The following is a 22,192-nucleotide window of genomic DNA, read 5'->3' on the forward strand; positions in this document are numbered from 1 at the left end:
CCGCACGCCGTAACGTGCGGCGGGTCCGGTTCGACCCGCCGCTGATAACACTCGAGTCAGAGTTTCGTTTCCTCGAAAGCCCGAACCCATTCGGCGCAGATGCCCGAACGAACGATGTCGTCGAGGGTGAACTCGACGATGGGGACCTGCATCATGCGGCTTTTCACGAGATGGATCACGGTCCGGAGGCCCGACGTCTCGCGCAGGTCGGTCTGGGACACGTCTCCGTTGATGATGACCTGGCAATCATCTCCGATGCGGGTCAGGAACATCTTGATTTCGGCGGTGGTGGTGTTCTGCGCCTCGTCGAGGATCACGAGGCAGTTCTTGAAGGTGCGTCCGCGCATCACCTCGAACGGGACCACCTCGATGTCGCCGGTCTTCATGGCGATCTCGTAGGCGGCGTCGCCCATCCGCTCCTTCATGGTCTCGGTCAGCGGCGCGACCCACGGCGCGATCTTTTCCTCCAGGCTGCCGGGAAAGAAGCCCAGCGAGCGACCCGATGGCACGTTGGGACGGGTGATGATGACCTTGGCGATGCGGCGCTGGCGGAGTTGATCTGCGGCGCGGGTTCCGGCGATGTAGGTCTTGCCGGTGCCGGCCGGTCCGAGGACAATGACCTGTTTGCTGACGGCAAGGGCATCCAGGTATTCGGCCTGCCGGACGGTGAGAGGTTGGATAGGGCCTAAATTACGCTCGTCGTCGAACCGGGTGCGGTGCAGCCGCACCGGGCGGTCTTCTACCAGCTCAAGTCGTGTGCGCCGTCTTTTCATCGATCAACACTCCAACTGGACTTGCCAACTAGGGTTCAACTGATCTTCGACCTGCCTACGCGTCCTGCCCTCGATAAAACTTGCTAAACTATCCCTCATAATCGTTAACAAGTTAAATCGGCGGCAGATCTTTCAGTTCCACGTCTCGCTCCACCACCTGTGGACGACTCGGCGTATGTGTGACTTGGCCTATTTTTGACTTGGCCTATGGGTGCCGGGCTCCCGGTGCGGCAAGCCACGAATCACCCACGCACACACCATGCCGCTCCGGTGGCGACAGGGGCATGACGGCACGAAATCCTGGACGTGTGTCCGAATTCCGCTTCGGCAACGCGCGGATGAGGGAGGGTTTCAGTTTTCGACAGATGAGATGGTGGAACGACGAAGCATCCATCTCGACCACGGCCCTTTGCGAGGGGCGAAACCGGCCGGGAACACACGACGTGTCGCATGCGTCCGGCGGGGTGCTTCACCCTGGCTGGATGAAGCTGTCGAGAACCATCTTGCGGCCGGCCTTATCGAAGTCAACCGTCAGCTTGTTGCCGTCGACGGCCGCCACGCTCCCGGGGCCGAACTTGGTGTGGAAGACTCGCATACCATCCGAAAACGCAGACGGCGCACCCGTCGACTTCGCGACGAGCTCGCCTTCGATCTGGCGCGGGCCGCCATTGCTCCGGCCGGGCGAGGACGACCTTCCGAAACCTTGCCCGCCCCCGCCTCCGAACCCCTGGTTTCCCGCGGTGTTGGCCTGCGCCCGCTGCCAGCCCGGCGTCCCATAGGATGAGCCGAACGGCGCCGGGTTGCGATCGAAGCGCGAGGCGCCGGCGGAGAAATGCGCGGGAGCGTCGACCACGTCGACGGCGTCGGCGGGCAATTCATCGATGAAGCGGCTCGGCACCGTCGAAGACCACAGTCCGTGGATGCGGCGGTTGACGGCAAACGACAGTTTGGCGCGCTTGCGGGCTCGAGTCAGGCCCACATGGGCGAGGCGGCGCTCCTCCTCCAGCCCGGCCCGGCCGCTCTCGTCGAGCGCCCTCTGGTTCGGGAACAGGCCGTCCTCCCAGCCGGGCAGGAACACGGTGTCGAACTCGAGCCCCTTGGCGGCGTGCAGGGTCATGAGGGAGACGCGGTCGGCCCCCTCCTGCTCGCTCGCCTCCATCACCAGGGAGACGTGCTCGAGGAAGGCCGCCATGTCGGGGAATTCCTCCATGGAGCGCACGAACTCTTTGAGGTTCTCGAGGCGCCCGGCGGCGTCGGCAGATTTGTCCTTCTGCCACATCTCGGTGTAGCCGGATTCCTCCAGGACGGTCTGGGCCACCTCCGAATGGGGCTGAGTACCGACCATCCGCGCCCATCGCGAAAAGCTCTCCACCAGGGCGCGGACACCGGAACGCGCGCGGGGCTTCAGCTCGTCGGTCTCGATCAGGCTGCGCGCCGCCTGGAGCAGCGGTACGCGCTGCGAACGGGAATAACCGTGCAGGATCTGCAGGGTGGCATCTCCCAGACCGCGCTTCGGGGTGTTGAAGATGCGCTCGAAGGCGAGGTCGTCGGCGGGGTTCATGGTGACGCGCAGATAGGCCAGGGCATCGCGGATCTCGGCGCGCTCGTAGAAGCGCGGGCCGCCGATGACGCGATACGGCAGGCCGAGCTGGACGAACCGGTCCTCGATCTCGCGCATCTGGGCCGAGATGCGCACGAGCACGGCGATCTCGGAGAGCGGATGCTGCTTGGCCTGCAGGCTCTCGATGGATTCGCCGAGCTGGCGCGCCTCTTCCTCCGAATCCCAGGCGCCGGACACCGTCACCTTCTCGCCGGCCACGTCCTCCGTGCGCAGGGTCTTGCCGAGGCGCCCCTCATTCCTCGCGATGAGCCCCGAGGCGGCGGCGAGGATATGGCCGGTGGAGCGGTAGTTGCGCTCCAGGCGCACTACGGTGGCGCCGGGAAAGTCGTGCTCGAAGCGCAGGATGTTGTCGACCTCGGCGCCGCGCCAGCCGTAGATCGACTGGTCGTCGTCGCCGACGCAGGCGACGTTGCGGTGGCCCTGCGCAAGCAGGCGCAGCCAGAGATACTGGGCGACGTTGGTGTCCTGATACTCGTCCACCAGGATGTAGCGGAAACGCTGCTGGTAATTGGCCAGCACGTCCGGGTTCTCGCGCCACAGCTTCAGGCAGAGCAGCAGGAGATCGCCGAAATCGGCGGCGTTCAGGGTTAGCAGCCGGGCCTGATAGGCGGTGTAGAGGGCGCCGCCCTTGCCGAAGGCGAAGGCCCCCGCTTCACCGGGAGGCACCTGTTCGGGCAGGAGACCGCGGTTCTTCCACCCGTCGATGGCCGAGGACAGGGCGCGGGCCGGCCAGCGCTTCTCGTCGATGTTCTGGTCGACGATGACCTGCTTCATCAGGCGAAGCTGGTCGTCCATCCCCAGGATCGTGAAATCGGATTTCAGGCCCACCATCTCGGCGTGCCGGCGCAGGATCTTGGTGCCGATGGAATGGAACGTGCCGAGCCAGGGCATCCCCTCGCCGGCCGGGCCGATGAGCGCACCGATCCGGTGCTTCATCTCACGGGCGGCCTTGTTGGTGAAGGTCACCGAGAGGATGTCGAAAGGCCGCGCCTTGCCCGTCGAGACAAGATGGGCGATTCGCGTGGTGAGTACCCGCGTCTTGCCGGTGCCCGCGCCCGCGAGGACGAGGACCGGCCCTTCCGTCGTCTCGACGGCGCGGCGCTGCTCGGGGTTCAGCCCTTCGAGATAGGGTGAGCCCTGCGGCCTGAGGGAGGCCATGGCGCGGGCGGCGATGGAGCTCTGCGCGGCCTCGGCCGCCACGCCGGAGGCCGGCGCCGGCACGGACGCCGCCGCTGCGTCGGGATGCTGTTTCATGCTGCCTCCCTGGACCAAAACGCGAACGGCGTCGAGGGTCGGGACGACGGGGCCGATCCAGCCTCGCCCGGAAACGGAACTCCGGTTTCATCTCGGGCGTCGTCTCACCATATCCCGGCCGTCATCACAGAAGGGTCCTCCATGCGCACGCGTTCTTTGTCCGTCCTCTCCCTCGCAGGCCTAGCCGCCGGTCTCGCCTCGGCTCCGGCCATGGCCCAGTCGCCCGGCACGCGGTCGCTGAACGAGACAAACGACCGTCTGGCCACGCAGAGCGAAATTCGCGGCGTCCGGCACCAGCAGCAGTTCGAGAACAATCAGATCCGCATGCAGATGCAGCGCAACGAGGTCACCCGTCCGGCCCCGGTCGGCCCCGGCATCGCCCCCCGCCGCTGATCGAACGGGCCGGACGTGAAGCACGGCATCTGTTGACCGCGGGATTCGGCCCTGGCGCGCGGCCGGGATCGGTGTGCTATGCCGGATGGGGTGGGGGCACGACCGGGCATCACGTCCGGTGAGACGACGTGCCCGCCCCATGGCAGTCCCGGAAACCGGGCCGGAGCGAGGCGGAAACCAAGACGGTGCGAGACATCCTGACCGCGCTGGCGGGCGCCGTCATCCTGATCCTCGTCGCGGCCCTCGCGGTCCCACCCCTTGTGGCCTGGGAGAGCTACCGTACGCTGGTGGACCGGGCGATCGGGCGATCCCTCGGCCTCGACGCACGCACCGAAGGCCGGATCGGCGTCAGGCTCCTGCCCTCGCCGCACTTGAGCGTCGATCGTCTCCGCATCGGCGGACAGGCCGACAAGCCGGCCCTCGACCTCCAGTCCGTCCGGGCCGAGATCGGCCTGACGCCGCTGCTGACGGGAGAGATCCGCTTCACCGAGACGCGGATCGGCCGGGCCGAGATCAAGCTTCCGATCAGCGACGACGACGCGATCCGCCTGCCCGCCGACCTCTACCGGACCCTCGCCGCCCAGGACCTCGCCATTGAGGATCTGACGATCGGACAGGTCGTCCTGACGACCCTCGTGCCGCAGAGCGGCCGCACCGATCAGGTCCGGGCCGACGCGGTACATCTTTCCGCACCTCGTCTCCTTGGGCCCTGGCGGATCGAGGGGATGAGCGGCGCGGTCGCCTTCCGCGTCGCCACCGGCGAGCCGGCGGAGGACGGCAGCGTCGCGGTGAAGATCTCGGGCGGCGGCGATACCCATCCGCGTTTCGAGGCCGATGCCCGCCTGCGCCTCGACCCGGTGCCGGGCGATCCGGAGGCCGACGGCGACGCCCTGCGCGCGATGATCCCGAAGGCGGAAGGGACGGCACGGGTCGTGGTCGGTCCGCCGGTCCAGGTGGCGGGCGCCTACCTGCCGTTCTCGCTGGGCGGGACGTTCAAAGCCCACGGCCCCATCGTGCGATTCTCCGACTTGAAGGCCGAGATCGATCCCGGCGGTCAGGCCATGCGCCTCGCCGGCACCGGGCGGATCGACCTGCGTGCCTGGAGGGCGGCACTGACCCTGGAGACCCGCCGCCTGGATCTCGACTCCTTCCTGCTCTCCACGGGAGGACAGGCCCTCCTCGCGCGCGGGATGCCACGGGCGGGCTCCGAGCTGCCGATGATGGTCGATCTCGATCTCGGCATCGAGAGCGTCGCCCTCGGCCTCGACGATTGGACGAACCTGCGACTGTCCGGCACGTTCGACCGGACGAGAGGGCTCGCCCTCCGGCGCTTCTCGGTGACGGCACCGGGCGCGGCCGCCCTCACCGCCTCCGGCGAGGTCGATACACAGCCGGCCCTCCGCTTCACGGGCAATGTCTCCCTCGACGCCGCCGCCTCCGACGGATTCGGGCGCTACCTGCGCAAGTTCGGCTTCGGCGGCCCGGCCGTCGCGGTGATGGACGGGCGCCCGATCCAGGCAGCCGCCGACCTGTCGACGGCGAGCCCGTCGCTGTCGCTGCGCAACCTGCGCCTCTCCCTCGGAGAGGCGCGGATCACCGGCAACGCCCGCTACACCCAGGCGGAGCCGGGCGGGCGCGGCCGCTTCGACGCGCAACTCTCGGCGCAGGGCGTCGACATCGCCGCCCTGCCCTCCTTCGGCAACGCCCTGTCCGGCCTCCACGACCACGATATCGGCCTGACGATCCAGGCGCGGGACGTGCGCTACGGGCCGGCCGGAGCCCGTTCGGGCAACGGGACCATCGCCGCGAGCATCCAGTCGGACGGGGCGAGCCTCAATGTCAGCAGCCTCGACGTCACGGATGTCGCCGGCGCCAACGCCAAGCTCTCCGGCCGCATCGCCCCGGATGGGTCCGGCCGCATCGCCGGCCGGATGTGGGCACCGGTGGCCGCGCCCCTCGTCGCCCTCCTCGACCGGACCTGGATCGCCGAAGCCCGGATGATCCCGGGCTTTCTCCGTGCCGGCGCCCTCGACCTCGCCGTGACCCTGGAGCGCGAGGCCGGGGACGCCGACACCTTGCGCACCAGCGCCGACGGGACCGCGGCGGGCGGCAGCCTCGACCTCGACCTGCTGTCGCGGGACGGCCGTATCGACAGCCTCTCCCTCGCCTTGACGACCCCGCTCGCCGGGCGCTGGTTCGAGCGCGAGGACATGGCCGCCCTGCGCAAGCCCGCCGCCCTGCGCATCGCCGGGACACGCGGGCGGGCCGGCGCCGATGGCGCGGCTCCGCCCCTCGGCCTCGACATCTCCGGCACCATCGCCGACCTCAGCCTCTCGACGGTGAAGCCCGTCGTGCCCGGTCCGGGCCAGGCCCCGCCGGAAGCCGGCGAGATCCGGGTGAAGACACCCGACCTCGCGCCCTTCCTTCTCCTCGCCGGCAGTACCTCCGCCCTGCCCTCGCCGCTGCCGGCGGAATTGCTAGTCGGGTTGTCGCGGGCGGGACGGGATGCCCATGCGGATGTAGCCGGGCGGATCGCCGGAGCCACGATCCTCGCCAACGTCAACCGGTCGCCCACCGGCGACATCTTCGGCAGCGTGGCGCTGGGGCGGCTGTCGCTGCCCTGGCTCGCCGCGTCCCTGGTGATTCCGCCTGACGGGAAGAAGCAGGAGGCCGGCGACGGCGCCCGGTTCGGCCCTCCGCCGGCGGAGCGCCCCCCCATCGACCTCGACGTGAGGGTGGACACGCTCGATCTCGGCCGTCGCTTCACGGCCGAGGGCGCGGCCTTCGGTGCACGCCTCGACAACGGCGTCCTCTCGATCCGGGACTTCAGCGGCCGCCTCGCCGGGGGCCGTCTCATGGGGACCGTCACCCTGTCCCGGCAGGGCGGAGCCGCAGCGATCACCGGGGACGGGAGCCTGAGCGACGCCTCCATCGCCGATCTCGTCGGTCCGGGGCCGATCTCCGGCCGCGCCAGTGCAAACCTGCGCTTCGGCGCCTCGGGCCAGAGCCTGGCGAACATGGCCAGCAATCTCGGCGGCAGCGGCGACATCGCCCTCACCGACCTCGTGCTGCCCGGCGGCGATCCGGGCGGGATCGAGCGCGCCCTGGCGAAAGCGCTGGCAGAAGACGATCCGCTGCGGGACGGACGGCTTCAGGCCCTCGTCGCCGAGGAACTCGCCGCCGCGCCGATGGCGGTGAAAGGGACCGTCAAGGCGCCGGCGAGCCTCACCGGCGGGTCGCTCCGCGCAGCCCCCCTCGCCTTCGATCTCGGCGGGCCACGCTGGTCCGGCACCCTCGCCATCGACCTGACGACCGGGCGGTTCGACGCCCGCGGGACATTGACCGGGAGCGGCGCCCCAAAGGGCTGGACCGGAGGGGTTCCGTCGGTGCAGCTCGGCTATTCCGGCCCGCTGGGTAAACCCGAGCGCAGCGTCGATGCCGGCCCGCTGACCAACGGCCTCGCCGCCGTGGTCCTGCAGCGCGAACTCGACAAGATCGAGCTGTTCGAGGCGGATCAGATGGAGCGCCAGCGGCGCCGTGCCAGGATCGAGATGGACAAGGCCCGCACCGCCGCGATCAAGGCGGCGGCCGAGAAGGCCGCTGCGGAGAAAGCCGCGACCGAGAAAGCTGCAGCGGAGAAGGCGGCCGCCGAGGAAGCCGCGCGTCAGGCACGCATCCGCGCCCTGGCGCCGAGTCTGGAGGATGCCGCCCGCCGCGCCGCCGACGGGTTGCCGGTCCTGGATGTTCCGGGCCGGGCCGTCGAGCCGCCCGCACCCCAGCCCTGATTGCGGCCCGTTTCGAGGCCGGGGACGATCAGGGAGCCGGCCGCAAGGCTCGGGCGGCGGCGATCGCATCGGTGAGTACCGGATTGGCACCCTCGGCCTTGAGGGTCGACACCGGAACGATCACCACGTCGGCGCAGGCCTGAACGACATGGGCGAGATCGAACTGGACCGCGAGGCCGCCCGCCTTCGCATCGAGCCAAACGGTCATCGCCGGCGGCCCGTCGCCGATCGAAGTCGAGACCGCCTCGCGGCACTCGTCGTCCTCGGCATCCACCTTCGCCTGGCCGGTCCTGGGGCGATAAGCCTTGAGGTAGAGGTCGAAGAGCCGCTTCGAGGACAGGGACACCATCCTGCTACCATCCATTTCGGTCTGGAGCGCCACCTTGCCGGTGAGGGCGGGTGGCAGCAGCGCGGTCCAATCGACGGGAGCGCCCGAGGTGAGGTCGTAAACGATCGCCGAGGTCCCGGTATTGGGATGCGCGCCGCCGCAGAAGGAACTGTCGGTCATCGTGTAACTGAGGAAGCGGGGCCCCCGCATGGTCACCTCGATATGCCGGCCGTAATCGGCATGTTTGCCTCCCTCGGCCAGACACTCGGCGGCGGCTTTGCGCACGGCCCCGTCCAGGCGATGGACGGCGGTGTTGATGCGCCGCTCCGCGTCGTCGACCGGGTTGGCGATCCGCGGCATCGCCGACAGATCCTTGGCGAGATCGGGACGGACCTCAAGGGACACCGCCCTGTCCGCCGCCGCGCCCGGGGCAAGGGTCGCCAGCAGACACGCGGCGACTGCAGCGGTTCGGGCGAAGGCCGTCACGGCTGCGCCCCATCGCCGACCCCCGCCCGCCCCACCGCCCGCAGGGCGAAGGCATAGATCAGGGCCACTTCCTCCAGCCGGTCGAAGCGTCCGGCCGCCCCGCCATGGCCGGCTTCCATGTTGATCCGCATCAGGATCGGGCCGCCGCCCGTCATCGTGGCGCGCAGGCGCGCCACCCATTTCGCCGGCTCCCAATAGGTCACGCGCGGATCGGTGAGGCCGCCCAGCGCAAGGATCGCCGGGTAGTTCTGCGCCGAGACGTTGTCGTAGGGCGAGTAGGACAGGATCGTCTCGAAATCCTCGACGCTCGCACCCGGATTGCCCCATTCGGGCCATTCCGGCGGGGTCAGCGGCAGGTCGCCGTCGAGCATGGTGTTGAGCACGTCGACGAAAGGCACGTCGGCGACGATCCCGGCGAAGAGCTCCGGCGCGAGGTTGGCCACCGCCCCCATCAGCATCCCGCCGGCCGAGCCGCCATGGGCGACGATGCGGCCGGGCGTGGTGTATCCGGCCTCCGCAAGAGCGTGGCCGCAGGCGACGAAGTCCGTAAAGGTATTCGGCTTCTTGCCCCGCTTGCCGTCCATGTACCAGTGCCAGCCCTTCTCGGTACCGCCGCGCACATGGGCGATGGCATAGACGAAGCCGCGATCCACCAGCGACAGCAGGTTGGTGCGGAACGCGGCCGGCATCAGCGTGCCATAGGACCCGTAGCCATAGAGCAGCAGCGGGGCCGAGCCGTCGAGGACGAGGTCGCGGCGGTGGAGGAGCGAGATCGGCACGCTCTCCCCATCCGGCGCCGTGGCGAAGATCCGGCGCGTCACATAGGCGGAGGCATCGTGCCCGCTCGGGATCGTCTGGCGCTTGCGCAGCTGCCGCGCGCGGGTCGTGCAATCGTAATCGTAGGTCTCGGCCGGCGTGGTCATCGACGAATAGGTGAAGCGGATCACCGCCGTCTCGAACTCGTGCCCCGGCTGGAGACCGAGGGAATAGGCCTCCTCGGCGAAGGCCACGACATGCTCGTTGCCCTGTGTGTCTCGCACGACGATGCGGGGCCGCGCATTCTCGATCTCAAGGCGCACAAGGTGCTGGGCGATGACGTGCTGGTGACGGATCATCACGCCGCGCCGGTGCGGAATCAGGTCGTTCCAATGGGCGCGGCCCGACGCGCCGATGCGGGTGGTGACGATCTTGAAGTCCTCGGCCCCATCCGCGTTGGTCAGGATGAAGAGGTGATTTCCCCAATTCTCCACGGAGTAGATCAGCAGCGGCTCCCGCGGCTGAACGCATAGCAGGGTTGCATCCGGCGACTTGCGGTCAAGGAGATGAACCTCGGACGTCTCGTGGTCGCTCGCCGTGATGGCGAGGTAATCGCGCGATTGAGTCGTCTCGATATGGACGAAGAATCCGGAATCCCGCTCCTCGTAGAGCAACGTATCGGTGGCCTGCTCGGTGCCCACCACGTGATGCATGACGCGGGCGGGACGATGGTTCTCGTCAACGGCCACATAGTGGAACGACAGCCCGTCGGCGGACCAGACCACCTCGCCGGTGGTGGCCTCGATGCGGTCCGGGAGATCCTGTCCCGTGCCGAGGTCGCGGACGCGAATGGTGTGGAGTTCGGACCCCTTCGAATCCGCGCTCCAGGCGAGGCGGGTATGGTCGTCCGCATGGACCGCCGCGGCGAGTTCGAAGAAGGGCAACCCTTTGCCCTCCTCGTCTCCGTCGAGGAGGATCTCCTCGCCCTCTTCCGGACCGCCCGTCCCGGCCGTCTCCGCCCCCTGACCGGGGATGACCACGACCGTGCGCGGACGCCGGCAGACGAGGGGGTGCTGCCCGCCCTCGCGATGACGGGTGTAATAGGCGAAGGCACCGTCCGGCTCGGGCACGCCGCTATCGTCCTCGCGGATGCGACCGCGCATTTCCGCGACCAAGATCTTGCGTAGAGAACCAAGATCGCCGAGGGCCGCCTCCGTATACGCGTTCTCGGCATCGAGATATGCCTGGATATCGGGCGGGAGCGCCGTGGGGTCCTTGAGCACGTCGCGCCAGTTCTCGGCCTTCAACCAAGAATAATTGTCGGAAATTGCCCGTCCGTGCACAGTGAATGTGTGCGGACGCACCTCGGCGACGGGCGGCTTGCTTTCCAGGTGGAAAAGATCGTCCATGGGTAGACCTGCAAGGTTGCCAACCACCGTCGGCTGAATAGCGTAGCGGCGACCGATCCGGTTACCGGTCCCCTTCGATGCCTGCATGTGTCCCAGCCGGAGGCTATGGGCAAGGTCGAAGCGAAAGTCTTTTGCGCACGGAGCCGGATCGCTCGGTGCGCGAAGTGATGTTGCATCATGGGTGCAACTGGATTTCCATCCCCTGACAGCCCCTGTTGACAGCTCATCGACTTACCGTACGACGATGCGAACTCACGTTAAATTGAAATATTGTTCACAACCGTTGATTCGGCACAGCCGCATGACTGCCGCCCGTCTTGCGAGATCAACTTGAATATCATAGAATGAGAACCATGGCGATTACCCTCGCCCACCATCGTAGAGCACCACTGGATGAAGCCGCGATGCCGAGAGTTACAGCCGTGGATTGCCAAACTTCCCCTTGGCCCCTCGCCTGCATACTCAGCAGACCGTGTCCGGCCTCGTGCTAAAAGGAACTGTTTAGACAATGAGCGACATTGAGAATTCGGCCGACTTCGTGGAACTGACGGTCGATATCGTCTCGGCCTATGTGAGCAACAATCCCGTGCCGGTTGGCGAGCTCGCGCAGCTCATTACCCGCGTCCACACCTCGCTGACGCAGGTCGCGAACGGCGAAGCCGAGGCCAAGGTCGCATCCGCGCCGCAGCAGCCTGCCGTTCCCGTGAAGAAGTCGGTGACAGCCGATCACATCATCTGCCTCGAAGACGGGCGCGTGTTCAAATCGCTAAAGCGCCACCTGCGCGCGAAGTACGACATGAGCCCGGAACAGTATCGCGCGAAGTGGGGCCTCCCGTCTGACTATCCGATGGTCGCCCCCAACTACGCCAAGGCGCGTTCGGACCTCGCAAAGGCCATCGGCCTCGGCCAGACCCGCAACGGAACCTACGACGAGGCCGCTTAAGGGAAGCAGGGCCGGGCGCTCGCGAAGTCTCGCCGTCCGGCCCTCCCGCGTTTTCGGTACCGTGGCAACTTCGACTTGATTTAGGACTATTTTCTTTTAATATCCCTGCTGCCGCGGCGGTTGTCGCAAGTGTGCGTCAGGGAACATATCATGAACAAATTCCGAAATGTGGCGATTCACGGCACTGGACGGAGCTCCATGTCGGTGCGAGGTCCGGCGGAACTCGACCGTGATGCGGCTCGGCTCCTCATCGCCCTCGACGAAGAGGGAGCCTACGCGCTTCCCGATCCGCTGACGGAAGGCGAGATCATCGTGCGGAGCGGCGGCGATGGGGTGTCGCTGAGCAGCGGGCGCTATGGCACACAGGCCGGACAGACGCTCCTCTCCTGCGATCTCGCCGAGCAGGCGGCGGGACGGCGCGCCCGGCTCACCATCAGCGCCGCTGGTCGGGCGAGGTTGCGGCGGGACCGAGCCGGGCGGGACACGCCCTACCTCGCTCAGCACCTCGACCTCGAAGGCAGAGGCGAGGCGAGCCGTCCGGTCCGCGACGCCTCCGAGAGTCCCCTCGCCTGGATGGCACGGCGCCGCGACCGCGATGGAACCCCCTTGATCGACGCCGCCTGTTTCGAGGCGGGCGAGCGGCTGCGCCGCGACATGACGATGGGGGCGCTGATGCCACGTCTGGGATCGGACTGGAGTGGGGTCAAGGTGGATGGCGGTGGCCCCCGCGACCCCTCGGCCGGGTCGGATGCCATGCTGGCGGCCCGGCAGCGCGTGCGCACGGCCCTCACAGCGGTCGGGAGCGATCTGTCAGGATTGCTGATCGACCTGTGCGGCTTCGTGAAAGGCCTGGAGACGATCGAGGCGGAGCGCCGCTGGCCGGCGCGCTCGGCCAAGGTCGTCATCCGCATCGCCCTGGCGCGGCTGGCGGAGCATTACGGGCTGGAACGGGAGGCGGTGGGCCCGAGCCGGTCACGTCTACGCCTGTGGCGCGAGGGGGCCTGACGCACGAAGCTTGTTCAGGCCGCGAGACGGGCGGCGTCTCGATGGATGCGTTCGGCCATAGCCCGGACCCCGTTGGAACGCTTCGAGGTCAGATGAGCACCGAGGCCGATCTGCTTAAAGACCTGGAAAACGTCGACTTCCGCGATCTCCGCCGGCGTCTTTCCGTCGTGCAGGGCCATCACCAGGGCGATCAACCCCTTGGTGATGAAGGAATCGCTGGTACCTCGCAGATGCAGGCGGGGCGGAATCTGCGAATGATCGACGTTCGAATCGACCCAGACCTGGCTTTCGCAGCCATGGACCCGGTTCTGCTCGGTGAGCAGTTCGTCCGGAAACGGCGGCAGGGCACGGCCCAGTTCCATCAGATACTCGAGCTGGTCCGGCCCGTCGTCGAGGATTTCGAAATTGTCGATGATCGTTGCGATGGGTGGAAGCATGGTGTCAGGCTGAACTCTCGTCGACGGTCGAGCGAAGCGGCGGCACGGCCCCGCCCTCACGATATAGGGAGGAGCTCTCCGTCAGGCGAGCGCCAAGGCCCGCTACTCCGACGGATGCACCAGGGCTTCGGGCAGTTGCAGTTCCATCGGGTCGCCCTGCGTGCCGGTTCCGCGGACGGCGATCTCGGCCTGGGCGGCATAGGCCGCCACCAGCCTCGGACCGAGATTGGGCACGTCCGTGGCATGATCTCCCGGCTGATCGCCGCCGGACACGATGGTGAGGCGCACCGGGGCGCCGGCCTTGGCGTCGATAGTGATCGCGATCGTGCAGGAGACGGAATCGGCAGTGGCATCGAGGCATTCGGCCACGACTTCGGCCACGATCATGCCGAGGGCGTTGGCGGTACGCGGCTCAACGAGGCTCGTGCCGCTGCCGCCCACCGCCACGCTGATACGACCCGCCCGCCGCAACTGGCCGAGACCGGAAGCGAGCCGGTGAAGGTAGTCGCGCAGGTCGATGGAAGCGATATGCGGCGCTTCGTGCAGGTGCTGCTGAACCAGGGCGATGGCCCGTACGCGCTGGCCGAGCGCCTCGAAGCTCCCGCGGCACGGCGGCGGCGCGGCGCGGCCGTAGAGACCAATCAGGCTCACCATCACCTGGAGGTTGTTGCGCACCCGGTGATACACCTCGGCGAGAAGGGCTTCCTTCTCCACGAGTGCGTGCTCGGCATGCTCTTCGGCCCGCTTACGGTCGGTGATGTCGAAGCACGATCCGAGATAGCCCTGAAACGTGCCGTTCTCGGTGAGGGGACGGGCGTTGTTCAGGAGCCAGCGATAGGCGCCGTCGTGACGGCGCAGGCGAAACTCGATGGAATAGGGGCTGCGCGAGGCGAAGGCCTCTTCGACCAGCGCGGCATGGCGGTCGAAATCGTCCGGATGCAGGCCCCGCCGCCAGCCGTGGCCGAGCTCTTCGTCCCGGTGTCGGCCGGTGAAATCGAGCCAGCACTCGTTGTGATGGACCGCCGCCCCTTCGATATCGGAGCGCCACATCATCAGGGGCACGAAATCCGCGAAACGACGAAACTCGTCGCACGGTACGGCCTCTCCGATGCTCGCCTCGGTCGACTGTGTCTCCGCGGCCATGTTGCTCCCACTCTACCCGATACGCGACAACCGATGATCCATGTCGGCGCCGGTCAACGTATCGGACATGACGCCGTTCCTACGGCCTCGGTATGCCAGTGCACATAGATCAAGGGCCCTGCAAGCACCGTGCAAACCGGCCCCATGCCCGGCGCCGGACCGCCGGCCGGGCCGATTGACGATCCTCAGAGCATGCTCGGCAGAATCCGGTCCGGCGGACGGTGCCCGTCCATGAAGGTCTTGATGTTGATGATGACCTTCTCGCCCATATCCGTCCGGCTCTCGTGGGTGGCCGACCCCATATGCGGCAGGAGGACGACCTTGCCGGACCGGGCGAGCTTGACGAGACGCGGACTCACGGCAGGTTCCTGCTCGAACACGTCGAGGCCGGCCGCCGAAATCTCGCCCGCCTCGATCAGGCGAGCGAGGGCGTTCTCGTCGATGACCTCGCCGCGGGCGGTGTTCACGACGATCGCCTCGGGCTTGAGCAGCTTGAGGCGGCGGGCCGAGAGCAGGTGATAGGTCGCCGGCGTGTGCGGACAGTTCACCGATACGATGTCCACCCGCGCCAGCATCTGGTCGAGGGATTCCCAATAGGTCGCGTCGAGCTCGCGCTCGATCTGCACCGGCACCCTGCGCCGGTTGTGATAATGGATCTGCAGGCCGAACGCCTTGGCACGGCGGGCCAGGGCCTGGCCGATCCGCCCCATGCCAACGATGCCCAGGCGCTTGCCGGTGATGCGGCGGCCGAGCATCCAGGTGGGAGACCAGCCCGCGTCCCAATTGTCGTCGGGGATGATCCGCGCCCCTTCCGCCACGCGGCGGGCCACGGCGAGGATCAGCGCCATCGTCATGTCGGCGGTGTCCTCGGTGAGGACGCCGGGGGTGTTGGTGACGGTGATGCCACGCTCCAACGCCCCGGCCACGTCGATGTGGTCGACGCCATTGCCGAAATTCGCGATCAGGCGAAGGTTCGGGCCGGCCTGGGCAAGGAGACCGGAATCGATCTTGTCGGTAACGGTGGGAACGAGCACGTCGGCCTCGCGCAACGCGGCGGCCAGCGCCTCGCTGCCCATCGGTTTATCGTCGGAGTTGAGGCGGATATCGAACAGTTCGCGCATGCGCGCCTCGACCACCTCGGGGAGGCGACGCGTGACCACAACGAGTGGCTTGCGCTTCAACGACGACATGCACCCTCCGCGAACGTTTCTGCCAGGCCGACCGCTGCCGTGAGGCGCGGTTCGCGCCGAGGCTTGACCCGGCATTAACCACGCATCGGCCAGACAGGTCCCATAGCCCCGACGCCTCGGCTGCCGGTTCCGAAGGCTTCTCTACCAGAGAGGGCACGGAACACAACGTGCCCCCGCGCGCGAGGGAGCGCTAGACGAGGATCGACGACGGCGATCGTCGCCATGACGATCGCGAACCTTTGGGAAGACCGATGACGCGCCTGCCTGGACTTCTGTTCTTCACGTGCCTGACGGTTGCCTCCTGGCTCACGGCGCCGCTCTCCCCGGTCCTGGCCGCCCCGGCGGCGGGAGGCGCCTCGGACGCGAATCGCGGACCGGCCACGGGCCTTCCCCTGCCGCGCTACGCGAGCCTCAAGACCGATCGTGTGAATCTGCGCGAAGGGCCGTCGAAGGACCACCGCACGCTGTGGGTGTTCCAGCGGGCAGGCCTGCCCATCGAGATCGTCGCCGAGTTCGAGACTTGGCGGCGCATCCGCGATTCCGAAGGGACCGAGGGCTGGGTGCTGCACTCTCTCCTCTCCGGCCGGCGCACCTCCATCGTCATGGCGGCGAGAGGCGGCGACGCCGCGATCCCGCTCCATGCCCGTGCGGAGGAAGGGTCGTCCGTGGAGGCCAAGCTCCAGCCCGGCGTCATCGGCAGCGTGAAGAGTTGTACCGGAAGCTGGTGCCGGGTCATCGTCGCTCTGCCGCAGAAGGGCGGCGACGTGGACGGCTACATCCGCCAGGACCGCCTCTGGGGCGTCTATCCCAACGAGAAGATCGACTGAGTCCGAGCGGCGCTGACCCCGACCGATGGCCGGGATCGGCGCGTTCGGAGGTCACCCGCCGCCGCGCTGTCGTGTGGGGGAGACGACGATGAGGTCTCCTCACCGTCGTCCGGTATGAGACCTGCCGCACCGGTCGGCGACATACGAAAAAGGCCCGGCAGAGCCGGGCCTTTTTCGTAGGGCATGGGAAACGAAAGCCCGTCTCAGGACTGGCGCGCACCGTGCCGACGGCGCAGGCGGACGATGACCTCGACGCCGGCGATTTCCATGCCCTCGGGGGCATCGGGAAGCGAGTCGACGGTGATGCCGCAATCGGGCATATCTAGCACCTGCCCCTCGTCTTCGAGGAAGAAGTGGTGGTGCTCGCTCGGGTTGGTGTCGAAATAGGCTTTCGACCCGTCGAGGGCCAACTGGCGCAGGAGCCCGGCCTCGGTGAACTGGTGCAGGGTATTATAGACCGTGGCCAGGGAGACCGGCACCTTGGCGCGCATGGCCTCGTCATAGAGCATTTCCGCCGTGAGATGGCGGTCGCCACGGCCGAACAGCAGCCAGCCGAGCGACAGACGCTGGCGGGTCGGGCGAAGACCGGAGCGGCGCAGACGGTCGCGCAGGTCGGACAGGGGGCATCCCCGGCGCCCCGCGACCGAAGCGATATCGAGGGAAGCGCCACGTGCGTTCAGCATGGCCTGCAGCGGCAGCGGATTGGACATCGGCGGTACTGACATCTCACGGAACCAACAGAATACAACACAACTCTATACGAACCTCCCCCCTCGTCGCAACCCAAGTCGGTGATGGGTAGCTAGGCATTGTGAACATGCGGCTTGTTTGAAGTCATTCTATTTAACGTGCCGTGCAGCCCCCCTGCATCGCGTCATTCGGCTCGGCGCGAGACGCGGTGTTTTGTGCCGATCCGACGGTGTGTTAACGAAGCGCCGCTCGCGAGCTCGGACGACGTCGTGGACCCGCGATGGCCACGACCGTTCCGACGTTCGTGGGCGATGTCCGGCGTTTCGAACGCGCCCTCCACCAAGGACCGACACACCGATCATGTCTTCCGATTCCGAATCGCCGGCCGCCGCCGGTTCAGACCAGACCGCTCCCCGCGCCTCCCACTACTCCCATGAGGAGTTGCTGGCCTGCGGCCGCGGCGAACTGTTCGGTGCCGGCAACGCGCAGCTTCCCCTACCGCCGATGCTGATGTTCGACCGCATCACCTCGATCGGGACCGAGGGCGGCGCCTACGGCAAGGGCCATGTCCTGGCGGAATTCGACGTACGACCCGACCTCTGGTTCTTCGGCTGCCATTTCAAGAACGATCCGGTGATGCCCGGCTGCCTCGGCCTCGACGCGCTCTGGCAACTCGTGGGCTTCCATCTCGGCTGGCTCGGCGCGCCGGGTCGGGGCCGGGCTCTGGGCGTCGGCGAGGTGAAGTTCAGCGATCAGGTGCTGCCGACCGTGCGCAAGGTCGTCTACGGCATCGACATCAAGCGCGTGCGCCAGGGCAAGCTGGTCCTCGGCATCGCCGACGGCTGGCTGGAAGCGGACGGTGCCAGGATCTATGACGCCAAGGATCTGAGGGTTGCCCTGTTCCAGGCACAAGGCTAGCCCTCCTTACGCCGGTGGTTGAGATTGCCCCGGCATCATCCTACCTGACACGCGTCGTGTGCGACGGCGCCGCGGCGAAAGAGAAGAGCGTTTCCATGCGGCGTGTCGTGATCACCGGGATGGGCATCGTCTCATCCATCGGCAACAACACCCAGGAAGTCCTTGCCTCCCTGCGCGAGGCCAAGTCGGGCATCGGCCACTCGGCCTCCTATGCCGAACTCGGTTTCCGCAGCCAGGTCGAGGGACGCCCGAGCGTCGACCCCGAGGGCCTCGTCGACCGGCGCGCCATGCGCTTCCACGGCGGCGGGACCGCCTGGAACCACATCGCCATGGACCAGGCGATCCGCGATGCCGGCCTGGAAGCGGGAGACGTCTCCAACGACCGCACCGGGATCATCATGGGGTCCGGCGGTCCCTCGACGAAGGCGATCGTCGAATCCGCCAACCTCGCCCGCGATAAGGGTCCCAAGCGCGTCGGCCCCTTCGCCGTCCCCAAGGCGATGTGCTCCACCGCCTCGGCAACGCTGGCGACCTTCTTCAAGATCAAGGGCGTAAACTATTCGATCTCCTCCGCCTGCGCGACATCCAACCATTGCATCGGCAATGCCGGCGAGGTGATCCAGAGCGGACGCCAGGACATCATCTTCGCCGGAGGCTGCGAGGATCTGGACTGGACGCTCTCCGTCCTGTTCGATGCGATGGGGGCGATGTCCTCGCGCTACAACGACACTCCCGCCCGCGCCTCCCGCGCCTATGACGTCAACCGCGATGGGTTCGTCATCGCCGGCGGTGCCGGCGTCCTCGTCCTCGAGGAACTGGAGCACGCCAAGGCGCGCGGCGCGCGGATTTACGGCGAACTCGCCGGCTACGGTGCCACCTCGGACGGCCACGACATGGTGGCCCCGTCCGGCGAAGGCGCCGTGCGTTGCATGAAGCAGGCGATGGAAGGGCTGAAAGGCGCCAGGATCGACTACATCAACCCCCATGCCACCGCGACGCCGGTAGGCGACCTCAAGGAGATCGAGGCGATCCGCGAAGTGTTCGGGCGCGGCGACGAGTGCCCGCCGATTTCGGGCACCAAGTCGCTCACGGGGCATTCCCTCGGTGCGACCGGCGTGCATGAAGCGATCTACTCCCTCCTGATGATGCAGAACGGCTTCATCTGCGAGAGCGCGCATATCGACGAGATCGACCCGGCCTTCGCCGACATGCCGATCCTCCGGCAGCGCCGCGACAACGTCCAGCTCGGACACGTCGTGTCGAATTCCTTCGGCTTCGGCGGAACCAATTCCACCCTCGTCCTCAAGCATATCGACGCCTGAACGGCTAAGCTTCTCAGGATCGACTTCGGCTATGCTGGCGTGACGCCGGCCTCGTCCATGGAACCGCGGATTCGACGTCGCGTTTCCTGAGCGAAGCCGAAAGTTCGAGATGGTCCTGATCCTGATTTCCTTGGGTACCCTTGCCGGTCTCGGTGTCGCGGCCACGGCCTGCGTCCGGGCCAAGCAGGCACTCGTCGATACGGCTCTCGACGAGACACGCGGTTATTTCTGATCGCCCGTCACGCCTGAAGCATGGCCGCACCGAGGTGGCGGCTGGCCCTCCCACTCGAGCCCGGATTGGACAGTCCGTCGATGCACGCGCTAAGCGTCCTCGCGATAGTCGGAATAGTCTGAGATTTCGGCGCGATGGATGTGAGGGCACGTATGACGGGTTTGATGGCAGGCAAGCGCGGCCTGATCCTGGGGGTTGCCAACGATCATTCCATCGCCTGGGGTATCGCCAAGTCCCTGCATGAGCATGGCGCGGAACTCGCGTTCACATATCAGGGGGATGCCCTCGGCCGCCGCGTCAAACCGCTCGCCGCCTCCCTCGGGTCCGACATCGTCATCCCCTGCGACGTGGAGGACATCGCCAGCGTGGACGCTCTGTTCGCTGCCCTCGACGAGCGCTTCACCGACGGGATCGATTTCGTCGTCCACGCCATCGGCTTTTCGGACAAAGCGCAGCTCAAGGGGCGCTATGTCGACGTGACCAGCCGTGAGAACTTCTCGCGGACCATGGTCATCTCGTGCTTCTCTTTCACCGAGATCGCGCAGCGTGCGGCCAAGCGCATGCGCCGCGGTGGTTCGATGCTGACGCTCACCTATGGCGGCTCGACCCGGATCATGCCGAACTACAACGTCATGGGCGTCGCCAAGGCGGCGCTCGAAGCCTCCGTGCGCTATCTCGCCGGCGATCTCGGCCCGGAGGGCATCCGCGTGAACGCCCTCTCGGCCGGTCCGATGCGGACCCTGGCAGGCGCCGGCATCGCCGATGCGCGCCTGATGTTCAATCACCAGCGCGCCCACGCCCCCCTGCGGCGCACGGTGACCCTGGAAGAGGTCGGCGGTTCGGCGGTCTATCTGCTCTCGGACCTCTCCGGCGGTGTTACCGGCGAAGTCCATTTCGTCGATTCCGGCTACAACATCATCTCGATGCCCCGGCCCGACGTGCTCCAGGCACAGGACGAGGCCGGCGTCGCCGACGCCTGATCCTCCTGGCGGTTCAGACGGTGGCGGATTCGGGCGGGTTGCTCTCCACCAGCCCGAGGATGTCGTCCCAGCGGGCCACGAAGGCGGCCACGCAATCCGGGTCGAAATGCGTGCCGGCATGCTCTTCGAGATGCCGGCGCGCGGCCTCGGGGGTCCAGGCCTTCTTGTAGACCCGCTCCGAGATGAGGGCATCGAACACGTCGGCGACGGCGACGATGCGCCCCGCGAGGGGGATCTGCGTGGTGCTCAATCCCTGCGGATAGCCGCCGCCATCCCAGCGCTCGTGATGGGTCAGGGCGATGTCGGAGGCGAGCTGCAGCAGGTGAGAGGGGCTGTCGTAGAGCATGCGATAGCCGCGGATCGCGTGGTGTTTCATCTCGTCGCGCTCGCTGTCGCTGAGCGGCCCCGGCTTCATCAGGATGCTGTCGGGGATGCTGATCTTGCCGATGTCGTGCATCGTCGAAGCAAGGGCAATGTCGTTCGCGTCCCCCTCCGACAGGCCGAGACCTTCGGCGATGGCGATGGCGCAGCCGGCGACCCGCGTGAGGTGATCCCCCGCCTGATCGTCACGGAATTCGGCTGCGAGCATCAGGCGGCGGATGATCTCCCGCTCTCGCGAGGCGGCCTCCGCGCCGGCCCGGTCCACGTCGCGGCTCATCGCGACCGATTGCCGGTGGAGGACCTGACGCGCCAGGGCAAGTTCGAGAAGGTTGCAGACCCGGATCTGCAGATCCAGCGGATCGATGGGACCAGTCATCACGTCGGTGGCGCCGGCCTCGACCGCCGGCCGCCGCAAGGCGGCAGAGGCACCGAGGAAAAGGACCGCCGTGCGGGTATGTCCATCGTGACTGCGCAGGTCCCGGATCACGCTCGGACCATCGATCCCGCTATCAGGATCGTGCATCACGATGACGAGATCGGCCGGGTGGAACAGCTCGTCGCTCGCGGCAGCCTTCGCCCCGGTGACCAAGCGGATGGCACAATCGAGACTTCGCAAGTTCAAGACGAGATGGACGGGCGCGGAGGCGCAGACGATGGCGATCAGGGCCGAAGCCGTCTCTACGGATGCGGGCATGGCAGGCATCAGGGCACGGTCTCTCCCGACCATCGAAAGCCGCGGCGGCTGCCGGACGATCCGGAAGACGGGACGCAATGAAGCCAGACCGCGATGGATGCAAGGTCCATCGCCGGCAGGCCGGACACAAGGCTCATAAACGGAAATTGAGGCTCGGGATCGCGCCTCAGTTCTCTGACTTCACGGTCCGCCTGGTCGGCCTGAGCGAGTTTTTTGGCGCGAACGGAAGATTCGCCGGTACACGGGGATGTGCGAGCCCGGGTGGATGGCTCGGACTGTCTGTGTGCTCCTCGATGAAGCCGCCAAAGCGCCGCTGATGGCGGTCGCGGACGACCGACCGCGCCCATCCGTTGAAGCATGTCCTGCGCGCGTGGAGCGTGCTGCTGTCGGGCAAGGGCCTGACGGTGCAGGAGGTGTCTGCACGGTAAGCCGGTGTGAGCCGACCGGCGGTCTGGCGCTGGCAGCGGCACTGCGGCGAGGGGGGCATCCATGGCCTTCCGCACGATAAGACCCGACCCGCTGGGCAAGGAGCCAGTGCCCGCCGGCACCGTCGCGCAGGTGCTGCGACTGACTGGCTGCGGGCCGCTGGGCGAGGTCACTCACCGGACCGGGCGTACCAATGCGC

General features: G+C 67.3%; 18 protein-coding genes. 9 read left to right on the plus strand and 9 right to left on the minus strand.

Annotation, left to right across the window (positions count from 1 at the left end):
• Positions 1–56 precede the first annotated feature (56 nt).
• Together MKK51_RS15035 and MKK51_RS15040 are read right to left on the minus strand one after the other, a co-directional pair.
• Positions 57–773 carry a PhoH family protein gene (locus MKK51_RS15035; RefSeq protein WP_243978441.1) on the minus strand — a complete coding sequence of 239 codons (717 nt, stop codon included), beginning with the start codon at positions 771–773 and terminating at the stop codon, positions 57–59.
• Positions 774–1,242: 469 nt separating this feature from the next.
• Positions 1,243–3,648 (minus strand): ATP-dependent helicase, encoded by a 2,406-nt coding sequence (locus MKK51_RS15040; protein WP_243978443.1) that lies wholly within the window; start codon positions 3,646–3,648, stop codon positions 1,243–1,245.
• Between the two features lie 141 nt (positions 3,649–3,789).
• Between MKK51_RS15040 and MKK51_RS15045 the strand changes: the two genes are divergently transcribed.
• Entirely contained in the window at positions 3,790–4,041 is a 252-nt protein-coding gene (locus MKK51_RS15045) for a hypothetical protein (protein WP_243978445.1), read from the plus strand.
• Between the two features lie 185 nt (positions 4,042–4,226).
• A complete protein-coding gene (locus MKK51_RS27390; RefSeq protein WP_243978447.1) occupies positions 4,227–7,826 on the plus strand; it encodes an AsmA family protein in 3,600 nt (1,199 codons plus the stop codon).
• A gap of 28 nt (positions 7,827–7,854) precedes the next feature.
• Here MKK51_RS27390 and MKK51_RS15055 read toward each other — a convergent pair whose 3' ends face one another.
• Positions 7,855–8,559 carry a DUF4163 domain-containing protein gene (locus MKK51_RS15055; protein WP_243978448.1) on the minus strand — a complete coding sequence of 235 codons (705 nt, stop codon included), beginning with the start codon at positions 8,557–8,559 and terminating at the stop codon, positions 7,855–7,857.
• Between the two features lie 77 nt (positions 8,560–8,636).
• Positions 8,637–10,805 (minus strand): S9 family peptidase, encoded by a 2,169-nt coding sequence (locus MKK51_RS15060; RefSeq protein WP_243978450.1) that lies wholly within the window; start codon positions 10,803–10,805, stop codon positions 8,637–8,639.
• Between the two features lie 508 nt (positions 10,806–11,313).
• Between MKK51_RS15060 and MKK51_RS15065 the strand changes: the two genes are divergently transcribed.
• Both MKK51_RS15065 and MKK51_RS15070 read left to right on the plus strand, forming a co-directional pair.
• On the plus strand, positions 11,314–11,748 hold the full coding sequence (locus MKK51_RS15065; RefSeq protein WP_243978452.1) for a MucR family transcriptional regulator: 435 nt from the start codon (positions 11,314–11,316) through the stop codon (positions 11,746–11,748).
• Positions 11,749–11,946: 198 nt separating this feature from the next.
• Complete coding sequence (locus MKK51_RS15070) at positions 11,947–12,753, plus strand: DUF6456 domain-containing protein (RefSeq protein WP_243978453.1); 807 nt, start codon at positions 11,947–11,949, stop codon at positions 12,751–12,753.
• A gap of 14 nt (positions 12,754–12,767) precedes the next feature.
• On the opposite strand, the gene MKK51_RS15075 is transcribed toward MKK51_RS15070, so the two are convergent.
• The 3 genes from MKK51_RS15075 to MKK51_RS15085 form a co-directional block, all read right to left on the minus strand.
• Entirely contained in the window at positions 12,768–13,190 is a 423-nt protein-coding gene (locus MKK51_RS15075; protein ID WP_243978455.1) for a SufE family protein, read from the minus strand.
• A gap of 102 nt (positions 13,191–13,292) precedes the next feature.
• Entirely contained in the window at positions 13,293–14,333 is a 1,041-nt protein-coding gene (locus MKK51_RS15080; protein WP_243978456.1) for a sensor histidine kinase, read from the minus strand.
• Between the two features lie 185 nt (positions 14,334–14,518).
• Positions 14,519–15,523, minus strand: coding sequence for a 2-hydroxyacid dehydrogenase (locus MKK51_RS15085; protein WP_243978458.1), 1,005 nt, complete (start codon positions 15,521–15,523; stop codon positions 14,519–14,521).
• 251 nt (positions 15,524–15,774) lie between these two features.
• Between MKK51_RS15085 and MKK51_RS15090 the strand changes: the two genes are divergently transcribed.
• A complete protein-coding gene (locus MKK51_RS15090; RefSeq protein ID WP_243978468.1) occupies positions 15,775–16,350 on the plus strand; it encodes an SH3 domain-containing protein in 576 nt (191 codons plus the stop codon).
• A gap of 203 nt (positions 16,351–16,553) precedes the next feature.
• Here the strand turns inward: MKK51_RS15090 and irr are convergent, their stop codons facing one another.
• A complete protein-coding gene (gene irr / locus MKK51_RS15095) occupies positions 16,554–17,060 on the minus strand; it encodes a Fur family transcriptional regulator Irr (RefSeq protein WP_018045381.1) in 507 nt (168 codons plus the stop codon).
• A 340-nt stretch (positions 17,061–17,400) separates the two neighbouring features.
• Here irr and fabA point away from each other — a divergent pair, with 340 nt between their 5' ends.
• The 4 genes from fabA (at position 17,401) to fabI (ending at position 20,492) form a co-directional block, all read left to right on the plus strand.
• Positions 17,401–17,958, plus strand: coding sequence for a 3-hydroxyacyl-[acyl-carrier-protein] dehydratase FabA (gene fabA / locus MKK51_RS15100; RefSeq protein WP_227437780.1), 558 nt, complete (start codon positions 17,401–17,403; stop codon positions 17,956–17,958).
• A gap of 95 nt (positions 17,959–18,053) precedes the next feature.
• Positions 18,054–19,280 carry a beta-ketoacyl-ACP synthase I gene (gene fabB / locus MKK51_RS15105; protein WP_243978470.1) on the plus strand — a complete coding sequence of 409 codons (1,227 nt, stop codon included), beginning with the start codon at positions 18,054–18,056 and terminating at the stop codon, positions 19,278–19,280.
• Between the two features lie 109 nt (positions 19,281–19,389).
• On the plus strand, positions 19,390–19,512 hold the full coding sequence (locus tag MKK51_RS27220) for a hypothetical protein (RefSeq protein ID WP_279601140.1): 123 nt from the start codon (positions 19,390–19,392) through the stop codon (positions 19,510–19,512).
• 152 nt (positions 19,513–19,664) lie between these two features.
• Positions 19,665–20,492 (plus strand): enoyl-ACP reductase FabI, encoded by an 828-nt coding sequence (gene fabI, locus MKK51_RS15110; RefSeq protein WP_243978472.1) that lies wholly within the window; start codon positions 19,665–19,667, stop codon positions 20,490–20,492.
• Positions 20,493–20,505: 13 nt separating this feature from the next.
• On the opposite strand, the gene MKK51_RS15115 is transcribed toward fabI, so the two are convergent.
• Positions 20,506–21,567 (minus strand): HD-GYP domain-containing protein, encoded by a 1,062-nt coding sequence (locus tag MKK51_RS15115; RefSeq protein ID WP_243978474.1) that lies wholly within the window; start codon positions 21,565–21,567, stop codon positions 20,506–20,508.
• Positions 21,568–22,192: the final 625 nt, after the last annotated feature.

Source organism: Methylobacterium sp. E-045 (genome assembly GCF_022829685.1).
Lineage (GTDB): Bacteria > Pseudomonadota > Alphaproteobacteria > Rhizobiales > Beijerinckiaceae > Methylobacterium.

Coding starts and splice junctions, on each gene's coding strand:
- MKK51_RS15035 (WP_243978441.1), bottom strand. CDS start 773: ATGAAAAGACGGCGCACACGACTTGAGCTGGTAGAAGACCGCCCGGTG.
- MKK51_RS15040 (WP_243978443.1), bottom strand. CDS start 3,648: ATGAAACAGCATCCCGACGCAGCGGCGGCGTCCGTGCCGGCGCCGGCC.
- MKK51_RS15045 (WP_243978445.1), top strand. CDS start 3,790: ATGCGCACGCGTTCTTTGTCCGTCCTCTCCCTCGCAGGCCTAGCCGCC.
- MKK51_RS15060 (WP_243978450.1), bottom strand. CDS start 10,805: ATGGACGATCTTTTCCACCTGGAAAGCAAGCCGCCCGTCGCCGAGGTG.
- MKK51_RS15065 (WP_243978452.1), top strand. CDS start 11,314: ATGAGCGACATTGAGAATTCGGCCGACTTCGTGGAACTGACGGTCGAT.
- MKK51_RS15070 (WP_243978453.1), top strand. CDS start 11,947: ATGTCGGTGCGAGGTCCGGCGGAACTCGACCGTGATGCGGCTCGGCTC.
- MKK51_RS15075 (WP_243978455.1), bottom strand. CDS start 13,190: ATGCTTCCACCCATCGCAACGATCATCGACAATTTCGAAATCCTCGAC.
- MKK51_RS15080 (WP_243978456.1), bottom strand. CDS start 14,333: ATGGCCGCGGAGACACAGTCGACCGAGGCGAGCATCGGAGAGGCCGTA.
- MKK51_RS15085 (WP_243978458.1), bottom strand. CDS start 15,523: ATGTCGTCGTTGAAGCGCAAGCCACTCGTTGTGGTCACGCGTCGCCTC.
- MKK51_RS15090 (WP_243978468.1), top strand. CDS start 15,775: ATGACGCGCCTGCCTGGACTTCTGTTCTTCACGTGCCTGACGGTTGCC.
- irr (WP_018045381.1), bottom strand. CDS start 17,060: ATGTCCAATCCGCTGCCGCTGCAGGCCATGCTGAACGCACGTGGCGCT.
- fabA (WP_227437780.1), top strand. CDS start 17,401: ATGTCTTCCGATTCCGAATCGCCGGCCGCCGCCGGTTCAGACCAGACC.
- fabB (WP_243978470.1), top strand. CDS start 18,054: ATGCGGCGTGTCGTGATCACCGGGATGGGCATCGTCTCATCCATCGGC.
- MKK51_RS27220 (WP_279601140.1), top strand. CDS start 19,390: ATGGTCCTGATCCTGATTTCCTTGGGTACCCTTGCCGGTCTCGGTGTC.
- fabI (WP_243978472.1), top strand. CDS start 19,665: ATGACGGGTTTGATGGCAGGCAAGCGCGGCCTGATCCTGGGGGTTGCC.
- MKK51_RS15115 (WP_243978474.1), bottom strand. CDS start 21,567: ATGCCCGCATCCGTAGAGACGGCTTCGGCCCTGATCGCCATCGTCTGC.